This is a genomic window from Aurantiacibacter suaedae (assembly GCF_005434915.1).
GTDB classification, from domain to species: domain Bacteria; phylum Pseudomonadota; class Alphaproteobacteria; order Sphingomonadales; family Sphingomonadaceae; genus Alteraurantiacibacter; species Alteraurantiacibacter suaedae.
This window is the reverse complement of sequence record NZ_SKCG01000003.1, coordinates 382,609-402,028: the sequence shown is the minus strand read 5'-3', so window position 1 is coordinate 402,028 and position 19,420 is coordinate 382,609. Positions and strand designations below refer to the sequence as shown.

Here is a 19,420-nt window from a genome sequence, read left to right as displayed (position 1 = left end):
CCGGTGGATCGTTCGCTTGAGATGCTGACGAGTGTCACTGGCCTGAATCGACAGCGTGAAAGAAGTCGAGCCGCTTGGGCGAAGGCCACGACGTTATGCTCACATCACCGGATGCAAGTGAGATCAGCAGCGGATCGTTCTCGTCGAAGCTTGGCCAGTCCAATCCTGTAATGTCCGGCGTACCGGTCGTCGCAAAGGATATTAGCGCGGCTTGCATCGCCTGGCTAAGCGCTCTGTCCTCATCCTGCCATGCACGCGTAGGCCTGAACTTGTTGAAGCCCTCTAACGTGCCGAGCCAGAACGGAACCTCGGACGTATGATAGGCACCGGCGTTCTGGACATCATGGCCTGCGATCTGCACGCCTTCGGGATAGCGATGAGCTTGGGCAAACTCATAGCCGAATACTGCGGCCGATCCGGTTTCTTGCTGCGACCTCGCCCACTCGTACATTCCCAGCGCCATAGTGCCGTCGCGGTCCGCCAGTCTGGCTTGCGCGACGGCTTCTGCGTCAGTGGAAGCCGGATAGAGCGACAGAAATTCCTGCGCCCTTGCCCCGAATTTGTCTTGCGCCTTCGCACGGTAGTCCGCGAGACCAGTGACGCGGCCAAGTCCACCGAACGACTCATCCTTCGTGAACCCGACGATGAGCGGAACATCGGCCTGCTCGCCATCCGCAAACACATTATCGATCGATTTTGGCAGGAAATAGCCGTCCTGAATCAGCCCCACCCGCGGCGAACCGGGTGAACGGGGCAGATCGAGCATCCGATCGGCAGCCAGACCGCGCATCTCGTCTATTGAAGATGCATTCCAGAGTTCCTGAAAACGGACACCGTCGGCCTCCGCCTCAGCCAGCGAGGACATAGCCATCGGGCCGGTATCACCGATCAACGCGCCGCTCATGCCCACCGCGCGATCGAACAGACCCTTCGCCAATGGGCTAGCTTGCAGTGCGAGCACCGACATCGAGCCCGCCGACTGGCCGACTATCGTTACGTTATCCGGGTCGCCTCCGAAGTTCTCGATGTTATCGCGCACCCATTCCAGAGCAGCGACCTGGTCAAGAAGGCCGTAATTGCCTGATGATCGCTGATCCGATTCCGCAGAAAGCTCGGGATGTGCGAGGAAACCCAGCGCGCCGAGCCGATAATTCAGGTTGACGGCGACAACGCCGCGCTCGGCCAGATGTTCGCCGCTGTAGAGAGGCATGCTCGCGGCACCCACGAAAAATGCTCCGCCGTGAATATAGACGATGACCGGCGCATCGCTCAGATCGGGTTTCGTCCAGACGTTGAGATAGAGGCAATCCTCACTCATGACTTCGGCGCCCGAGTACTGATTTGTCATGGGGCCGCGTAAAGGCTGCATGCATTGCGGCCCGAACCGATCCGCGTGCCGGACCTCGGACCAGCTCTCTGGCAGAACAGGAGGACGCCATCGAAGTTCGCGCACCGGGGGAGCTGCGTAGGGAATCCCTAGATAGGCATCAACACCAGTCGCAAGGGCTACGCCGTCGACCGGACCACTGACGGTCTCTACTTTGTCAGCCGAGTGGCTTTGCGCAATCGCAGGTGATGCAGATGCCATGGCCAGAGCTCCAGCAATGACCATGCGGCAGGCCTTATTCACTCTAACTCTCCCAAGTTTATGTATTATGTCGGTCGCCAGATCGGACAGACCAATCTTAGACGCCCTCGGTTCGCAAGAGAAATGAGTTCGAGTGATCGCGCATCATCAATCAAATTGATGCATTTAGCTTGAGCTTCTCGGTACTGCGCGTTCTCGCTTGCCGGTCTGTTCATCCCTTTCGGAGCCGTTGCAGCGTTACGCCGGGATTGAACGTCCCTTCTGCACACGCACCCGCTAGGTTGCCGCGGGCATGAGGTAGCCACGGTCATCAACCGGGCGTTTTACGACAGGCGTCGCGCCGGTGGCACCCGACAACGCCGCAGCGACGCCGTTGCAATTATGAAGACCGTTGAGATGGAGATCGAGATGGGGGCAGACCAGAGCGCTAATCATCGAAATCTAAGTCACGCCTAATTGCCACGCGCTCAGTGGGTTGAACATCCTGGGCAGCACAGCAAACCGGTGCCTTCCAGGGCTGGAGCGGAGACTGACATATCCAATGAAAGAGGGGAGAGATGACGCAGTCTTCGACCACCTCACCCCTCGCCCCCATCCTGCCGAAGAGCTTGCCGTGTTCCGTGCGAAAAAACGCCCCGAGCAATTGGTTGGGAGAAAACCCTCAGGGCGTTTTCGAGCTGCGGAGCTAGCGGTCAAACCGAGGCAGGAGATCACCGTAACGTTCTTCGAGTACGCGGGTATATTCGTCGCGTTTGCGCAGCTCTTCGAGCATCCCCTTCACATCAAATGAAGCGACCTGCGATCGGATGTATTCGGCGCCTTCGGTGCCCCATTCCTCACGCTGCTCCTCAGTAATAGGCCGCACGAACCCACCGTGCAGCACGGGGTCGGAGAAGAAGCTGCCCGCCGGCGTCCCATTAAAGGGCGGGACATAGCTAGAAAGCTGGCTCGGATCCCGTTCGATCTCATGTTGGGGCTGGCTCAGCCCGACGGATATCCTCCAAGCGCCCGACCAATTCGTACGAGCCGAAGGTAACAAGTTGGCGAGCGTTCGGGGGGCCATCGCCGAAAGCCGGGGGGCCTTCGCCTGGAATATGCTCGCGCACCATTCCGGTGTGCTCCCGGCGATACACTTCCGCAGACATTCGGCACGAAGCATGTCTATGCCTGCCCTACGGTCTGCCGCGCATTGGTTGGTCAGAAGCCGTTTGCCACCCTCTCACGCGCTATCGCCTTCAGGCGTAGCGCGTCCTCTTCCAACAACCGTCGCTCGCCGACAAGTTGGTCGATCTGCCCGTCATATTGCCGCAGATAATCCTGTGGAGACTGATAAAGCCGCGCGAGTTCTTCGGCCGGCAGATCGTCGCGAACCATGAAGACACTCGGATAGAGATTGTCGGCGCGGCAGCCCGGGTATTGCGTCCCATCATAGCGGCCATAACGCGCCAGCGGTGCCTCGAATTCGGCGGCGCGTATGCCGCCTCTGGCATTTCCCACATCGTCGCGGACACGGTCACCGCCCTGCTGCTCGAGGAAAACGCTTTCAGGCGGTGAAGTGCCGTCGACTACCCATTGCCTGAGAGCGTTCACTGCGCCGCGGACGAAGGCATCCTCCGGGATGTCGCTCGCGGGCAAATCGCATTGGTCGACGGAAACGGTCGACACCGTAGCGAATTGGTATCCATGGGCGGCAAGCTGCGCCATGATCGGGGGCTGCTTGCGCGCCAAGGTCGGGCCATAAAGGTTGTCGGTGTGCACGACCCCGGCGAGCTCATACACCCGCCGCCCCTCCACCTCAGGACGAGCATAAGGCAGGGTGTTGTCAGCCAATTCGACTTCGCTCTCGGTCAGAAACTCGATGATTTTGGCGTCCGTCTCACGCGGGCGACGGCGCGGGCTGTCTATGGGCACGAAAGGCTCGTCGTTATACAGCGGCAAGTACCCGGGCTCATTCAGTTCAGACGAGACCCCAATCAGATAGCCATCGAAAATCGGCCCGCCATCGGACAACCGCATCTGTTCGTGAAAGCCCTCGTTGATGAAGGTCCTCTGAATGCTGCCGGTATAGGACCATCCGCCCACCAGCATCGCTTCTATTTCGAATTGCTTGAGCGGGTTTTCCGCATCATCGCTGCGCAGCATTCGAGCGATATCGGCCATCATCTCATAGCGGATTCCTTCTTCGTCCGGCCACTCGAGCGGGTCATACCGCTCAGGATTGAACCATTTCAAAATCACGTTCGCTCCGGTCGGGCTCGCAGGAGGATCGTATTGCGGGCTTCCGGACCAGCCCTGGCTGGCGTCGCCGACATTGGCAAAGACATAGATGTCACCCCGCGACATCGCGTAGTTGCGAAGCACCAGCCAATGCCCGTTCCACCCATGCGTTGGATGCGCAGGTTCGAAGTGAACCACGCCGCTGAACTCGGAAGGATCCGCTGGTCGACGTATGACAATCCGCGTCACATAAGGCAGTTTATCGGTGCGCTGCCGGGGACCTTCTGTGGAGTGTTCATAGGCCGCGGCCCTGCCAGTAACGAAATACTCCTCCTCAATGTAGCCGAAGCTCTTGAGGTTGACGCCGACATTCGCGCCTGCCGCATCGGCTGGCCCGAACATCGGGTTGTCTTCGCCGAACGGGATCGGGCCTTGCACATCGGTTACTTGCGCATGCGCAGGCGATGCCACCGCAAGTGCGACTGCGGCGAGCGACCAAAAGGTGTTGTGTCTGATCACTTTCATATCCTCGTTCCCTCGTCGGCACGGCATCTTTCGGCGCATCTGCGAATCCTTGTCCATGGCAGCCTCAACGCCTGAAGGTCATGTTGAGCCCGATCGTCCTCGGTCGGGGCGCCTGCGCCCGGAACAGCTCGGAATTGCGAGCCACTCTGAAATACTGGAGTGGCTTCTCATTGAAAACGTTGGTCGCAAAAAGACTGACGTCAAAACTGCCATCCTGCCATCCCAGCCGCAGATCGACGTTGGTCGATTCAGGGATGGGATCCACCAAGGGGTCGTAGCCGAAATCCTGAGAACTTCCTCGCGGGCTTTCAGCCAGATATTGCAGGTCGCCTCTGATGTAAGCATGCGATCGAGCCGATAGGGGAATGTCGTACTGCGCCGACGCTGTCACCGAAAATGGCATAATCGGCAAATCTGATCCCTCGGCGCGCACGACAACAGGGGGCACCGAGTAAACTGTTTCGTCGAAGTCGGCCTTTGTATAGCTGAGCGCGGTGCTCAATGAGAGGCCATCCGTGACCTGCGCGGAAACAGCCAGATCGGAACCTCGCGACGTGACGGAACCGAGATTGACGATGAACGCTTGGCCACAGGTCGGGAGAACAATGCGCTGCTGGATGTCATCCCAGTGGATCAAGTAGCCGCTCGCCTGGATATTGACGGCCCCGATCCGCTTTTTCGCACCGATCTCGTAAGACCACAGGCTGTCGGAACCATAGCTGGTGGGCGTCCTTTCCAACCCCAGCGCATCGAGGTCTGGCACACAGCGTGGAGAATTGTTCTCCGGTTGAGAGGCGCCGGGCCGAAATCCCTTTGACGCTGAGGCGTAGAGCAAGAGAGTTGGATCTGCCTGATAGGATAGGCCGAACTTGGGCGTCAGGGGGGTTTCCTGCTGATCCACCTCGCGCCGGGTCGGCCCCCCGTTGAGAGGACCGTCCGCGACAATTTCTGCATCGTAGCTTGTATTCGACACCCGCAGCCCAGCTGTGAGTGTGAGCTTGTCGGTGATATTGTAATCCACTTGGGCAAACGCTGCGATCTGCTCATCGACAGCCTCTGTCGTAGCCGTAAGAAATCTGTCTCCCGGGAGCAGCGGACCACCGAAAATCTGGGCTATGGTTATATTGGGATTGCCAGTGACCTGCTGAATAAGTCGCTCGACAAACGGGGAGACAATGTCCTGAGCCGATGTCTGCCGCGAATGCATGTAGAATGCACCCAGAACCCAGTTGAATGTTTCGTTTCGGCGAGATTGGAGCCGCACCTCTTGAGTGAACGACTTCTGTTTATCGAAATGAACAGCATATTCGTTCTGACCCGGAATAGTTATGTAGGGAACTAGAGTGCTATTCTGTTCGGCAGACTGATAGGTGTAATCAAACAGCTGATTGAGCTCGCTCGTAAAGTAAGCCGTGTTCGATATGAGCTCGACGCTCCCAAGTTCGACTTCACTGGTCAGGCTGGCGAGAAGGAAGGTTTGATCGGACGGCAGCTCGAGCTGGTTAGGCGTGTTGTATTCAAGTTGATCAGGGTCTGAAGTGCGGCGAAAGAACTGGGTAATGTCGTCGCTCTTGACCTCCTGGTAGTAGACCGAAGGAAGGAAGCTGATACCGGGCCCAGGTTCCCACAACAGGTCTGCCTTCAAGGCGTACGAATCCTGACTATTGATATTCGTGTCTATCTTGCCGGGGTCAAACCCGCTTTCGGTCAAAGGGCCGACCCGGTCCACCCAACCGCCATCATGCCTGAACCAGCCGCTGGCGCGGAAGGCGAGCGCGCCCTCAACGATAGGTGCCCCACCTGCCAGACCAAGCTCGTAGTTCCCCCCTCCACTCTGGATTGCCGAAATCTCCGACCTTCCATAGACCGAGACATCATGCATATCCGGGCGCGGAGTGATGAAGCGGATCGCGCCGCCCTGCGAACTGGCACCAAAGAGCGTGCCTTGCGGGCCGCGGAGAACTTCTATGCGCTCAAGATCGAAGATTCTGGGATAAGCGGTCGCAGCCGTGACCCCGATAGTTCGGACCTGAATAGGCGTGTCGTTGATATAGATGCCGGTAGTCGACGCTCCAATGGTCGAGCTGATGCCTCTGATGGCGATGTTCGTCTGGTTTCCGTTGCCGCCCGAAGATCTGTTGAAGGTCACACCGGGAGATATCCTGGCAAGATCATCCACTTGCCGAACATTCTGCTTATCAAGCGATTCCATATTGAATGCAGAAATGCTGATCGGCACTCTGTTGATCGAACTGACCTGCCGCGTCGCAGTAACAACGATTTCATCAGGGGCGCTGGCACTTGCCGTTTGCCGCGTACCACCACCCTGCTCTGTCTGCGCTAATGCCTGGCCCGGAAGCAAGACGGCGCCGCATAGCAGAATGTAGCTGGCGTTCCCGAAACCTGAGTTCCTCATGCCGTGCCTCTCCTTTTTTCGCGGAAACAGGAATTGGATATCGCCTCGGAATCGCCGCGCATGGCGGCAAGTCGAAATCTCGCGTCTCCTGCCCCATTTTCTATTTTGCCCTTGGCAAGGGCCGAAACTGGCTACCGACTTGCCCGTCATATTGGAGCTGAGCTCGTCTGGAAGCTGAATGCTTTCAGTACATCCCAAAGAGTGGCGATGCTTTATTCCTGCCGGACTATTGGCTTGATTGAGGTGGACGAACTTCAGTTTGCCTGACGATACTGCAGCGGCGTGACCACATAGCGAGCTTTGAAAGCACGAGTGAAATGAGCAGGCTGGCTAAAGCCGTTGGCATGGCCAATATGTGCAATAGAGCGATCGCGATATCGCATATCTCTTAGATCTTGGGCCGCCTGCTTCAGGCGACGTTGCCAAATCTGCGCCGCAACCGCCATTCCAGTGGCATCCACCATGAGTGAATCAAGGCGCCTGCGGCTGATGCGCTGGGCGGAAGCCACCTGTACCGCTCGCAGTTCGGGATCGTAGAAATGTGCTTCGATATACTGCAATGCCGCCGTAACCCGCCAATCGTTCGAACATTCCGCTTCCGGCTCCAGAACGCCTAGCAATTGGGCGAAGCTGGAAAGGACCACACCGCGTTCATGTTCTGCAAGCTTTGGCATAACAGCCAATATCTCCGATAAACTGGAACGCACGAGGCTCGCACCGGGGTGCGCCGGGTCCCAGGTCATCGCCGTTTTGGGCAAAAGTCTGGGATAACGGCTCGCCACGGCGCTGCGCGGAAGGCGTAAGAAAACGATCTCGCTGTCGCCCGGTCCGTCGATGGCGAAGGGTTCGGTTTCATCCAGCATGCTGATGCAGCCGCTTGGAACTTCGCAATTACGCCCTTTTTGTATCAGTTTTGTTGTTCCAAGAACCTGTAGCATCACACTGATCTGTTCCACCTGCGCATGAGGCTTCGGGCAATATCGGACAAATGCGGGGGACGATTTGATCGAGCACACAGAGCCGCAGGCGGTCTGCGTCAGTCGGACCTCTCCGTGACTGGCGTTCGAGATTGATTCGACCGATAGCCCGGGAAAGATTGTCTCAACCCGCCCCTTCCATGCGAGCGTGCGGCTGTGTGGAGCGAAATCGCTCAGGTCCAGAACGCTTGATCCGTCGCACAGACCCGGCTTCGGAAACGGCATCGAGAGACTCCATTACCATGGCGGGAGATTACCTTGAGGGCGAGGACGCGGAGCACTTGGCAATACTGGTCAATTGCTTTGCCATGTGCTCCTGCGGCTACGTGCGGTGGCTATTCCTGCCCCTCCCCGATTGTTTTCCGTTTTGATGGGGGCTCGGGCCTCGACACCCTGAAGATGACCAGAGCGCCGATTAAGCATATGATTGCAAAAGCATAGAAGACCATCCGGTAGCTTCCCGCTACATCGAACCAGGTGCCGGCAAGGATGGGAGCGAGCGCACCCGCTATCGAAAGAATGGCATTCACCGTTCCATAGATCGCCGGGTAGATGATCCGGCCGAACCAGTTCCCAATCGTCGTAATCATCGACACCATCGAGGTTGCGCCCCCGCCGCCGATCAACGCAACGGCCAGAAGCAAGGTCGCAGCGCTTGTGGCCCATGAAAACAGAACGATGCCGGCAGCCTCGGCAATCAAGGCTATCGCCCAAATCAAGCGAGGACTGATCTTCTGGCCAACCCAACCGGCCAGCATCTGCCCGCTGAAACCGGCTGCGATCGCGACGGAAAAGCACGTTGCAACCATGGATTGTGAAAACCCGAGATCACGGATGTGCAGCGCCCCGTGGCTGTTGAAAGTGTGATAGATCACGATGAAGCCGAAGCCTGCTATCAACACCGCCCACATGGCTGGATTGCAAAAGGCGGTGCGAAGAGTCCATTCGCTCTCCCAAGGGGCCGCGGCGATGTCGGGGGAGGCGTCGGCCTCCCGGCCTCCATCGGGAGTTTGACCGACCTTTTCCGGATCGTCGATGACCAGGAAAATCGCCACGAAAATCGCCACAGCCGCTGCTGCGGCCACCACCATCCACCCGGCCCGCCAGCCGGCACCTTCGGCCTCCACCACCAAGCGGATTATGTGCGGCGAAATGAGCCCGCCGACTGTCCCGCCTGCCAGAAAGATCGCGATAGCCCAGCTTCGGTGGCGAACGAACCAGCGCGTCACCGCCGTCTGCCCCGGAATGGCGCTGCCGAATGCGGCGGAGATACCGATCAGCAGAACCAATATCGGAAGCAGCAATGCCGACCCTGTCTGAAGGGTCGTGATCGCCAAGGCGGCGCAGAGCAGAACAATATTGCCGATCACGAGTGTCCAGCGGACACCTATCCGCGCGATGAAATAGGCGCAGAAAGGCCCCGAAAGGCCCAGAGCCAGGCTGTAAAAGGCAAATATCAGCCCCACCTGACTGCGCGGCAACGCGAATTCTTCGGTAATATAAGGCGCAAGGTTCGTCAGCGTGATGAGCGGCAACGCCTCGTTGAGGATCATCAGCAGCCAAAGCGCTGCCAACACTCTCCAGCCCGAAAAAGGCCTTACGCGCTCCGAAGTCAGGCCGGCGACCATGCCGATGCCGCCAGCAAGAACGCATGGGTCTCGTCCGCCGTCTCCTGATGTTCGGGCATGGTCCCCGGCGTGTGGCTTAGTTTGACGAGGACGGTTTGGGTGTCGGGATCGATAAATATCCACTGGCCACCACCGCCGATGGCCGTGAACGCGTTTGTGCCGTCAAGAGTCCAGAACTGATAGCCATAGTTGTAGCCCGGATTCCATTCACAGGTGTCGGAAGAGCCGGGTACGCCGCAAGCCCGCGCATAGTCCTCGTCCATAATGCGATGACCATTGGCAACGCCGCCGTTCAGCATCATCTGCCCGGCCCGGGCATAATCGCGCGGCACCGCATTGAAGCCACCACCTGTGAATTCGAACCCGACGTCCGGTGGCCCGTCGAGCACGAAAAAGCCATAGCTCTCCATGCCGGCAGGCTTCCAGAGTTTCTCGCTCATGAACTCGCTGAAGGTCTTGCCCGAAACGCGAGCACACAGGAGGCTTATCAGAGACGATTCCAGCGTGTTGTAATTGAACACTTCGCCCGGCTCATGCTTCTTCGTGGCGGTAAACGTCGGTGTATAGAAGCGCTCGACATTCTGCATGAACGCGGCATCCTGAATGTCGCGTGCCGGGCCAGGATCGTAAGGGTAATCGACCCAGTCTGTCCCGGAACGCATCTGGAGCACATGGCGGATCGCCATACCCTCGTATGCACTGCCCTTAAGCTCGGGAATATATCGATCGATCGGTTCCTCGATCGATTTTACCAAGCCTCCCTTCAAGGCCGCCCCGAGCATCATGGCGCTGAACGACTTACCCATCGAATAGGAAATCCAGTGCGTGTGGGGCTGGACCATGTTGAAATATTTTTCGCAAACGATTGCGCCGTCCTTCAGGATGATCAGCGCGTCTGTGGCCGTGTTCTCGTAGAAATCTGCGGCATTCCAGGTCTTGCCTGCATAGTCGTAAGTGAAGTCCGGCTCGGTCAACGCATAGGGGAGCTCCCAGACGTCCTGCCCGTTTTCCACGCGACGCGTTTCGAAAACCAGTTCCACCGTGCGGTTTGTGAGAGTGGCAATGTCCGGATCGAACATCCGGCGTCGCAATTCCTGCAATGCAGGTGGAGCAGGCTGGTTCTTCTGTTCGCTAATTTCGACTTTTGAGAGATTGGGCATTGGGAAACCTTGCGTGTCTATCGGGGTTGCCAGGCGGAGGCTGCGAGCAGAAATGCCTGCGTCTCCTCTGCGGATGGCTTGAAATCGGGATAGGCCTGGGGCGCGTGGCTCATCTTCACGATCGCTGTATCGCTTGCGGGATCGGCATAGAGGAACTGACCGCCCGAACCGATGCTGGCAATCGCCTCGGTCCCGTCGATCGTCCAGGTCTGATAACCGTAATTGTGGCCCGGGTTCATCTCGAACGTTTCCGTCCCGCCTGGCCTCATCATCTCTTCTACCCACGCCTGCGGCAGGATCTGTTTGCCGTTCGCTTTTCCGCCTTGGGCAAGCATCAGCGCCACGCGTCCGTAGTCGCGCAGAACAGCGTTGAAGGTTCCACCGGTGATTTCGCGCCCGCCCATTTCAGGGTCGCCATCAAGCACCCAGAACGCCTCAGCCTCCATTCCCGCAGGCTGCCAGAGTCTTCGTGAGAAGTATCCGTTCAACCGCTCGCCCAAGGCATTTTCCAGCAATGCACCCATCAGCGAAGTCTCAAGGCTGCTGTAATTGAAGACTTTGCCCGGCGGATGCGCTCGGCCCAGGTTGCGGGCTGGCGCGTGATAATGCGCGACGGTTCGAATGAAGGAGTTCTCGTGCGAATCCCGCGCTTCGCCAGGCTTGTATGGGTAATCGTCCCATTCCATCCCGGTGCGGAACAGCAGCATATGCCGAAGCGTGGTTCCCTCCCAGTCTGTGCCACGAAATTCCGGCAGATACGTGGTCATCTCGTCGTCAACCGATTGGATGGCGCCATCGGCAATGGCCAGCCCGACAAGCACAGCGTTGAGGATCTTGCCCATCGAGAAAGACAGCAGCCGGGTGTCTTCCCGCGCGAAGTTGGCATACTCCTCCATTGCCACGCGACCGTTCCGGATAACGATGAGCGCGTCGGTAAAGGTGTTCTCGATCACATCATGCGCCGGGTGCAGTTCCCCATCGTATTCATAGGTAAAATCGGCGGGCCCGTCGTATCGCGGCAACGTCCAGACATCATCACCGGCAGCTACTGGCGAGACGTTGAAGAGGTGCTCGATCGAGCGGTTGAGCAAGAGGTTGTCTTCACCCTCGAAAACCGCCCGACGCAGCCGTTGTATCTCCTCGGATGCGGGGGCTGAAGCGGTGGGAGCGTTGGAAAGTTGCATGTTCACCGGCCTCAGAAGTTGCGCCGCAGCGATATCGACCACTCGCGCGGACGTCCCACAATCCCGGTAGACACGCCGTAGGCGGCAATGTTCTCGTTGAGACCGATATAGTAGAACTTATCGAACAGGTTGGTCACCGCCGCAGACACGGTCCAGTTGCCGTTCCCGCTTTCATAAGAAAGACGGGCGTTGAACAGACTGTAGCCGTCCACCAGATTGTCCGCGCTATTAACCGCATTGAAATAGAAGCTCGACTGATAGGTCCAATCAAGCCGCGGCGTGAGATATCCGCTGCCCAGAGCGGCCTCGTATTCCACACCGGCAGATACCTGCCATTCGTTTACGAACGGGGCGACCATATCTTCGGTCACGCCGGTCAGCGGATCGACATCGGTATATTCGAAATCCAGATAACCAAGCGCGCCATTGAAGCGGAGCCCGGCAACGGGCTGCAGGACAGCTTCCAGCTCAAGGCCTTTGACATCCGCATCGCCGGCATTTGCCGGCAGACCGCAAATCACGCTCGCGCTGAACGGACATTGCAGCAGCGCGATCTGAATATCCTGGAACTTGTTCAGGAAAGCGGCTCCATTCAAACGGAGCACACGTCCGGCAATATCGCTCTTGAAGCCAATTTCGTAGCTGGTCAGCGTTTCAGGACCGAACGGCACAACCTGATCCGCCACATAGGGACGCGGATTGACCCCGCCGCCCTTGAAGCCTGTGGCGACCTGCGCATAGGTCATCAACGCGTCGCTCCAACGATAGTTCACGCCAATGCGATAATCGAGCCGATCATCGTCAAATACACCCACCTCGCCGTCCAGCCCCGCCACAAGGAAATTGGTGGTCAGCGGAATTCCGGAAGGAAGCGAACCGTCCGGATTGCGCCTGCTGAATTCGTACGTCTTGCGATCATCGGTATAGCGAAGCCCGCCGATCAAAGTGAGATCGGGAACCGGGCGAACTTCGACGTGCGCGAAAAGAGACTTGCTTGTCGTCTCGACGGGATCGTTGCTGAGGAAGTCGAACAGCACCGTGGGAATCTTGGTCCGGTTCGCCAGGAGGTCGTCCGCTTCGTAGTAGAAGCCGCCCACCGTCAAATCGGCCATATCCCCGATTGCGGCCGAAATACGCAATTCCTGCGTGAATTGCTTGTGCGAAAGATCGTAGGCCTGCGTCAGGACAGCAAGCGGAGAGCCATCAATATCGATACCGGCATAGCCTTCGGCTTCGCGATAGGCGGTGATTGACGTCAGACTGATATTTTCTGACATCTCATAAACGATATTGGCCGAAACGCCGAAGCTGTTGGCTTCACTGCGCGGCTCTGCATCGAAAGTTCCCGGCAGGACCTGAAGGGGAGTGCCGAAATTGGTCGTGTAGTTGCCGCCGCTCGAATAATCGGCATAGGAAATGTAGCTTTCCGGACCAGTAATGAAGCGATCGTCGAACGGGACACCACCGGCCGGATTATCGGCATCATAAGAACGCACGCCGGGATTGCTTGCAAACAGCAGCTTGGTGGCTACGGATTCGGAAGTATCGCTGGCAATGTCAGCCGACAGGTTGACCTCGATTGGTGAGCCAGCAGGTGCATAGCGGACGTTTAAACGCAGCGCTTTTACATCCTGGCCGCCTTCGGTGCCGATTTCACAGCCATTGCCCGCTGCAGGGCTCGGCGCGATACCAGAGCCAGGGTTGGCACATCCGTAATCAAGCAAGGTCATGTAGCCGTCGGCGCGCTTCATTAGGCCTGAAACCCGGGCATAGAGCCCTTCGGCCAGCGTTATCGAGCCAGCAGCGCGCAGCTCCATCCGGTCATAAGCGCCATATGCAGCTTCGACGTAGCCAGTATCATTGCCATCAGGCTTTTGCGTGATCAAGCGAACCGCCCCGCCCAGCGAGTTCTTGCCGGTAAGAGTGCCCTGCGGGCCGCGCAATACCTCGACCCGCTCAAGATCGCTGAGATCGAAAACGGCGCCGAAGGTTGTACCGTAATAGACATCGTCGACGTAGACTCCGACCCCCGGCTCAAGCGCGAAATTCGAGTCAAACTGGCCCACACCGCGGATGAAGGCGATCAGCGAATTTCCGACCAGCGAAGACGACTGGGACAGTTTCACATTGGGAGTGAAGTTTCCAATATCCGCGACCGTTTCCTGACCTCGGGATTCAAGCAAGTCAGCGCTCATCGCCGTGATTGCAATTGGGGTATCCTGCAAGGCCTGCTCACGGAACTGCGCGGTGACGACGATTTGGTCTTCGTTTTCAACCCGCCCGACCGAGCTGTCGGATGTCTGTGCTAAAACCTCACCCGCTGCGAGCACTGACGTGGTCGCCAGGAGCACTGTAACGGCTTTCCGGATCGGTCTGTTCATCATCATCTCCCAAGCGATCTTTTATATATCACTTGATATGTATTATGAGACAAAAAAACCTAGAGTCTAGAGCGAAAATCCGCCGTTAACATTTCACATGTTACATATTCTGACGGCAGGCGCCCGTTTGCCAAGCCTTGAGATTGGTCTATTGGAAGGCTTTGAGATGTTTGATGCGATGGAAGATCCTATTTTGATGGCTTCAGCCGAGACCGAAGATCCTGCACGGATCGCGGAGGAGACGCTCTTTCTGGTGCTTGAGCTCAGCAATCTGTTCACCGCCCCATACAGCGAGCATCTGGGCATACGGCACGATCTGACACTCAACGAGCATCGGACGCTCCTGATGATAAGTGAGTTGGGCGAGGTCACCGCTAGTGAACTTGCTGACACGATCGGCGTCAGTATCATGACCATCAACAGGGCCGTTACGAAGCTGAAGAAGCAAGGCCGGATTGTTGCCAGGGAAGATGAAGCAAACCGTCGCCGACGACCGCTCAGACTAACGCAGGCCGGGATGAAGCTTGCGGAAGAGATGCGACCCGAATCCCGCCGTGTCGCAAGCTTCGCAATGTCAGAGCTCGAACTTGACGAGGTCATGGCGCTCAGGCGCCACCTACAAAAGATGGTGGCGACCTTGCGATCCACTGACAAAGACGGCGAAAATATGTTTCGCCAGTTCGCACTTAAATCGCGAATGTAATAAGGAAAATCTTGCCCAGCACGGCGTGCGCCCGACAACATGGTTATCCCAGAGGCGCAAACTCCATATGACCGATATGGCCCGCCTACTGGGTAAGTATTCGCGCCACCAGTTCCGTACGGGATGTGACCCCAGTCTTGTCAAAGATATTGAAGAAATGAGCCTTCACTGTAGCAATAGTAACATTACAAAGGTTGGCGATTTCCCGATTGCTTGCTCCGCCGAGAAGATGCTCCACAACCTCAACTTCGCGCGTCGTGAGCTGGCTCGCGAACGATGAGGTGCGCCACTGCAGGCCTTCGGCGTTAGTGTTGAGGTAGGCAGCGAGAGTGAGATGCAGGAAGGGCTTCACCTTCGCGATCAGTTCAAGCTCACTAGCGCGAAATCTTCCGGACCGTTCATCGCGGATCATCCCTACGCCCATGGCAATGCGCCCGTCCGGCCTTCTGAAGAACATCTCTACTTCATCGCAATAGCCATAGCGATGCAGGAACCCCTCCAGGTAGCCCGCAGTATCGCGCTGGCCTGAAATGTCTTCCAAGGCGACAATGTCTTTTCCCGATGGCTGATGCAGAGCCGGAAAAAAGGGATCGCGCTCGCAGAAATCGTGCCGATATTCCTGCAATTGCTCACGCGAAAGACCATTGAGGCGATGGCCGAAGGGCCGCCCCTGCTCATCTACAAAATAACAGCTGGCTCCGGCGATAGGCATGAGGTCGCGGATAGCAGCAAGCAATTGATCGACGACTGTTCCTGGTATTGGCTGCACCATTGGCCCTCTGCGCTTCCCCTCTTACGACATGGGGCTTACCGACAGATCGCGCTTCGCCGCTTTGTATATCCGGCCAAAGTTGGAGACGCAGGAACCTAAGTCTTTAGTCGAGTAGTCGCTTGACGAGATGCCTGCAAACTTCGCGCAAATTTGAAGAGCAGGAGACCTGAAAATGAGAGCGCCACAATACCTTGCCGCCGGCTGCGCGATGTTGATGGCGAGCGGCGCTGCGGCCCAGTTTCACGGTCCTGGCGAACCGGTCCCGGCTCCTCGGGCAGAATTGTTGGTGAACAATGCCCGCATCTTGTCCGCCGACGGGTGGGCAGAAGCCATGGCAATTCGGGACGGAGCCATCGTTGCAATCGGGACACGCGCCGATGTCGAGCCTTTCCTCGCTCCGGACACGGAAATAGTCGATGCCGGGGGGCGCCTCATCGTTCCCGGGCTTTACGACATGCATGTCCACCCAATGGGCGCTGGCCTCAACGCTCGCAATTGCGCGATTGTCCAGGGAGGCGGCAAAGATCAGACCCTTGCCACAATCCGCGCCTGTGCGGCCTCCAAGGAAGCCGATCAATGGGTGGTCGGCAACGGCCACGATAACGCCTCCTTCGGAGATACCCCGCCGAACCGCCAGATGCTCGACGAGATTTCTAGCGACCAGCCGATGCTCTTCTTCGATATCAGCGGCCATTCCACCTGGGCGAATTCGCGCGCGCTGGAGATTGCCGGCATCGATCGGGATACGCCCGATCCTGAAGGGGGCGTGATCGAACGCGGCCCCGATGGCGAGCCTACGGGCATCCTGCGGGAAAGCGCCTCGCGGCTGGTTTTCTCGCAAATTCCCGGTCCGACGTTGGAGGCGAACAAAGAGGCGCTCGCCTGGGGCCTGGATCACCTGCTCGCCTACGGGATCAGCAGTTTCGACGACGCCGGTGTCTCGCGCGCAGGAGCCTTGGCCTATTCCCAGCTCGCCGACGAGGGGCGGCTCAAGCAACGCGTGCGTGGATGCATGATGGTGCGCGATGCCGACCTCATCGCTGAGCGCGCGCTTTTCAAGCGCGCGCGCTTCGATCCGTCCTGCGTGAAGATCATGCTCGACGGGGTGCCCACGGACGGCCACACCGCCGCTTTGGTCGAACCGTACATGCCACATGATAATGCGGGCTTCGAAGGACGCGAGCGCGGCCTGCTCATGATACCCGAGAACGAACTGGACGACCTAGTTACGGAACTCGACGCAGAGGGACTGACCGTCAAATTTCATGCCGCTGGCGATGCGGCGGTGCGCGCCGGCGTGAACGCCATTGCAGCGGCTCGCGATGCAAACGGGTTCACTCCCCACATGCACAACGTTGGTCATACGAGCCTCGCGCAAATGTCCGATATCGAACGCGCCCGCGAAGTCGGCGCGACCTTCGAATTTTCGCCGTATATCTGGTTCCCCTCGCCTATTACGGTCGATATCGAGCGTGCCGTCGGCAACGAGCGCATGCAGCGCTGGGTGCCGGTTGGCGATGCGTTGGCAGCAGGTGCCAATTCGGTTCCAGGCTCGGACTGGCCCGTGACGCCATCGGCAAACCCATGGCTGGCAATCGAAACTCTGGTCACACGGCAAGCACCGGGAGGCAGCGGCCCTGTTTTGGGTGAGGCCGAGCGTATTAGCCTGAAGGATGCGTTCGATCTGTTCACCCATGATGCGGCCAGAAGCCGCGGCGAGTTGTCATTTCTGGGAACGCTGGAAACCGGCAAGCTCGCCGATTTCCTCATCCTCGACCAGAATATTTTCGAGGTGCCCATTTCTCAGGTGCATCAAACCACCGTTCTGGAAGTCTATATCGAGGGCGAGAAGGTTTTCAATTCCGACCAATAAGTCGCTCATATTTTCGGAGGTACTGCCCAATGATCCCGCGTAAACTGCTTCTCGCCTGTACGGCATCCATGCTGTCCCTGGCCGCGCCTATGCCCGCATATGCTCAGCTCGGAGGTGGTTCGGTCGAAGCCCCGAGTGCCGACATGATCCTCTTCAATGGCGAGATCCGAATGGACGACACCTGGGTCGAAGCGATGGCGCTCCGGGACGGAGTCATTCTCAAAATGGGAGACGAGGCAACCGTTCGGGCCGTGGCTGCCCCCGGAGCGCGCGTGATCGACCTTGCCGGTCGTACGGTCCTGCCGGGTCTTCACGACATGCATGTCCATCCGCTTAGTGGCGGCATGGCTTCGATGCAGTGTGAGGTCCATCCCGATAGCACACTCGACCAAGCCCTCGAATCCGTGAGCGGTTGCGTAGCGGAGAAGTCTCCGGGAGAATGGATCACCGGACGCGCCTACGAACCGGCCGCGCTCGGGGTCACGCCGACCAAGGAAATGCTCGATCGTGTCGCTCCTGAAAACCCGGTCCTGCTCACTGACGTCAGCATTCACAGCTCCTGGGCCAACAGTATGGCGCTGGAAATGGCCGGCATCGATCGCAACACGCCCGATCCCGAAGGAGGCATTATCGAGCGCGACGCGAATGGCGATCCGACCGGCGTCCTGCGCGAATCCGCCAGCCAGCTAGTGGCTCGGCTGGTTCCGCCCGCAACCAGGGAACAGAGCGCCCAGGCATTGGGTGCCGCTCTGGATTACATCCTTGGCTTTGGCATCACCTCCATGGAAGATGCACTCGTCTCGGGCAGCGTCGCTCAGGCCTATGCCGACCTTGCGGACAGCCGTCATATGCTCCCCTATGTTCGCGGCTGTATGATCGGCCGCGATCAGGAGCTGATCGCGATGAGGCAAGTCTACGCGCGCGAGCGTTTCTCGCCTTCCTGCGTCAAGCTCATCACCGATGGCGTTCCGACAGACAGCCACACCGCGGCCATGCTCGAATCCTATGCCGATACCCACGCCGGCCATGGCGAACGCAGCGATCGCGGAATGCTGTTTGTGGAAACCGAGTCGCTTGAGCAGCAAATGATACGCTATGATGCGATGGGCCTTACGGTAAAGCTCCATTCAGCGGGAGACGCTGCCGTCCGGCAGAGCCTCGATGCGATCGCGGCGGCAAGGGAAGCCAATGGCCTGACCGGCATTCTCCACGATGTCTCGCACAACAGTTTCGTGGCGCCGGAAGACCTCGTTCGGGCCGCTGAGATTGACGCGGTGCTGGAGTTCTCGCCCTATATCTGGTTCGATTCACCCATTGTCGATGGCATAATCAAGGCCGTCGGGCCGGAGCGCGTCGAGCGTTTTACCCCGGTTCGCGAGGCGATCGATGCTGGCGTTTTCGCCGTGGCAGGCTCTGACTGGAACGTGGTGCCTTCGGTCAATCCCTGGCTGGCACTGGAAACGCTGGTGACCCGCCGCCCGCCCGGCGTCACCGATGGGCCGCAGGTCGGCGGCCGCGAAGCGATTACGATCGAAGAGGCCTTCGACATGTTTACGATCAATGCCGCCCGGCACATGTACCGGTCCGACAAGGTCGGAACGCTGGAGCCTGGAAAGATCGCCGATCTGATCATCATCGATCGCAACATTTTTGAGGTTCCCATCGAAACGGTTCACAGCACCAAGGTTCTGGCGACAATGCTCGCAGGCGAATTCGTAATGGGCGATCCGAACCTCAACGGGGGCGAATAAAAGGCATGCTAGTCGGACTATAGGTCTGACAACACTTACCTGAAAAAGGCCTGCGCTTGGTTTCCAAGCGCAGGCCTTTGTTTGTTTGTCGCCCAGTCCCGGGCGCATGCCGAAACCGGAAATACCACTCCGGTCTCAGTCGTAAAAGCCGACGCGAAAAAGGCCGAGGTGGCGAATGCCACCTCGGCCTGTCGGTCGGTTAACATATATGGGGGACAGGGCGTCGATCCGCCCTGTCCCCCTAC

The 19,420-nt window shown here is 58.2% G+C and carries 14 protein-coding genes; 4 read left to right on the top strand and 10 right to left on the bottom strand.

Annotation, left to right across the window (positions count from 1 at the left end; all coding sequences use genetic code 11):
- Positions 1 to 34: 34 nt before the first annotated feature.
- From E0473_RS12900 to E0473_RS12885, 4 genes are all read right to left on the bottom strand, one after another.
- Entirely contained in the window at positions 35 to 1,588 is a 1,554-nt protein-coding gene (locus E0473_RS12900; RefSeq protein WP_241657529.1) for a carboxylesterase/lipase family protein, read from the bottom strand.
- 685 nt (positions 1,589 to 2,273) lie between these two features.
- Positions 2,274 to 2,747 carry a hypothetical protein gene (locus tag E0473_RS12895; RefSeq protein WP_137681288.1) on the bottom strand — a complete coding sequence of 158 codons (474 nt, stop codon included), beginning with the start codon at positions 2,745 to 2,747 and terminating at the stop codon, positions 2,274 to 2,276.
- 38 nt (positions 2,748 to 2,785) lie between these two features.
- On the bottom strand, positions 2,786 to 4,330 hold the full coding sequence (locus E0473_RS12890) for an alpha/beta hydrolase domain-containing protein (protein WP_137681287.1): 1,545 nt from the start codon (positions 4,328 to 4,330) through the stop codon (positions 2,786 to 2,788).
- Positions 4,331 to 4,394: 64 nt separating this feature from the next.
- Complete coding sequence (locus E0473_RS12885) at positions 4,395 to 6,746, bottom strand: TonB-dependent receptor (RefSeq protein ID WP_161981603.1); 2,352 nt, start codon at positions 6,744 to 6,746, stop codon at positions 4,395 to 4,397.
- A 33-nt stretch (positions 6,747 to 6,779) separates the two neighbouring features.
- On the opposite strand from E0473_RS12885, the gene E0473_RS15545 reads away from it, so the two are divergent.
- Positions 6,780 to 7,013: a hypothetical protein gene (locus tag E0473_RS15545; RefSeq protein WP_206663445.1), complete on the top strand. Its 234-nt coding sequence runs from the start codon at positions 6,780 to 6,782 to the stop codon at positions 7,011 to 7,013.
- Here the strand turns inward: E0473_RS15545 and E0473_RS12880 are convergent.
- The 5 genes from E0473_RS12880 to E0473_RS12860 all read right to left on the bottom strand — a co-directional run bounded on the left by E0473_RS12880 (position 7,001) and on the right by E0473_RS12860 (position 14,076).
- Positions 7,001 to 7,948, bottom strand: coding sequence for a helix-turn-helix domain-containing protein (locus tag E0473_RS12880; protein ID WP_137681285.1), 948 nt, complete (start codon positions 7,946 to 7,948; stop codon positions 7,001 to 7,003). The genes E0473_RS15545 and E0473_RS12880 overlap by 13 nt on opposite strands.
- A gap of 110 nt (positions 7,949 to 8,058) precedes the next feature.
- Positions 8,059 to 9,351 (bottom strand): MFS transporter, encoded by a 1,293-nt coding sequence (locus E0473_RS12875; RefSeq protein WP_137681284.1) that lies wholly within the window; start codon positions 9,349 to 9,351, stop codon positions 8,059 to 8,061.
- The gene (locus E0473_RS12870; RefSeq protein WP_137681283.1) at positions 9,336 to 10,511 is read right to left on the bottom strand and encodes a serine hydrolase domain-containing protein; all 1,176 of its coding nucleotides are present in this window, start codon (positions 10,509 to 10,511) and stop codon (positions 9,336 to 9,338) included. The genes E0473_RS12875 and E0473_RS12870 overlap by 16 nt, the downstream gene beginning before the upstream one ends.
- A 17-nt stretch (positions 10,512 to 10,528) precedes the next feature.
- Positions 10,529 to 11,737 (bottom strand): serine hydrolase domain-containing protein, encoded by a 1,209-nt coding sequence (locus tag E0473_RS12865; RefSeq protein ID WP_137681282.1) that lies wholly within the window; start codon positions 11,735 to 11,737, stop codon positions 10,529 to 10,531.
- Positions 11,707 to 14,076, bottom strand: a complete 2,370-nt coding sequence (locus E0473_RS12860) for a TonB-dependent receptor (protein WP_161981602.1) — start codon at positions 14,074 to 14,076, stop codon at positions 11,707 to 11,709. The genes E0473_RS12865 and E0473_RS12860 overlap by 31 nt, the downstream gene beginning before the upstream one ends.
- A gap of 97 nt (positions 14,077 to 14,173) precedes the next feature.
- Between E0473_RS12860 and E0473_RS12855 the strand changes: the two genes are divergently transcribed.
- Positions 14,174 to 14,779 carry a MarR family winged helix-turn-helix transcriptional regulator gene (locus E0473_RS12855; protein ID WP_137681280.1) on the top strand — a complete coding sequence of 202 codons (606 nt, stop codon included), beginning with the start codon at positions 14,174 to 14,176 and terminating at the stop codon, positions 14,777 to 14,779.
- 85 nt (positions 14,780 to 14,864) lie between these two features.
- Here E0473_RS12855 and E0473_RS12850 read toward each other — a convergent pair whose 3' ends face one another.
- Positions 14,865 to 15,491 carry a helix-turn-helix transcriptional regulator gene (locus E0473_RS12850; RefSeq protein WP_161981601.1) on the bottom strand — a complete coding sequence of 209 codons (627 nt, stop codon included), beginning with the start codon at positions 15,489 to 15,491 and terminating at the stop codon, positions 14,865 to 14,867.
- Positions 15,492 to 15,759: 268 nt separating this feature from the next.
- Between E0473_RS12850 and E0473_RS12845 the strand changes: the two genes are divergently transcribed.
- Positions 15,760 to 17,424, top strand: coding sequence for an amidohydrolase (locus tag E0473_RS12845; RefSeq protein WP_161981600.1), 1,665 nt, complete (start codon positions 15,760 to 15,762; stop codon positions 17,422 to 17,424).
- An 89-nt stretch (positions 17,425 to 17,513) separates the two neighbouring features.
- A complete protein-coding gene (locus E0473_RS12840; protein ID WP_161981599.1) occupies positions 17,514 to 19,175 on the top strand; it encodes an amidohydrolase in 1,662 nt (553 codons plus the stop codon).
- Positions 19,176 to 19,420 lie beyond the last annotated feature (245 nt).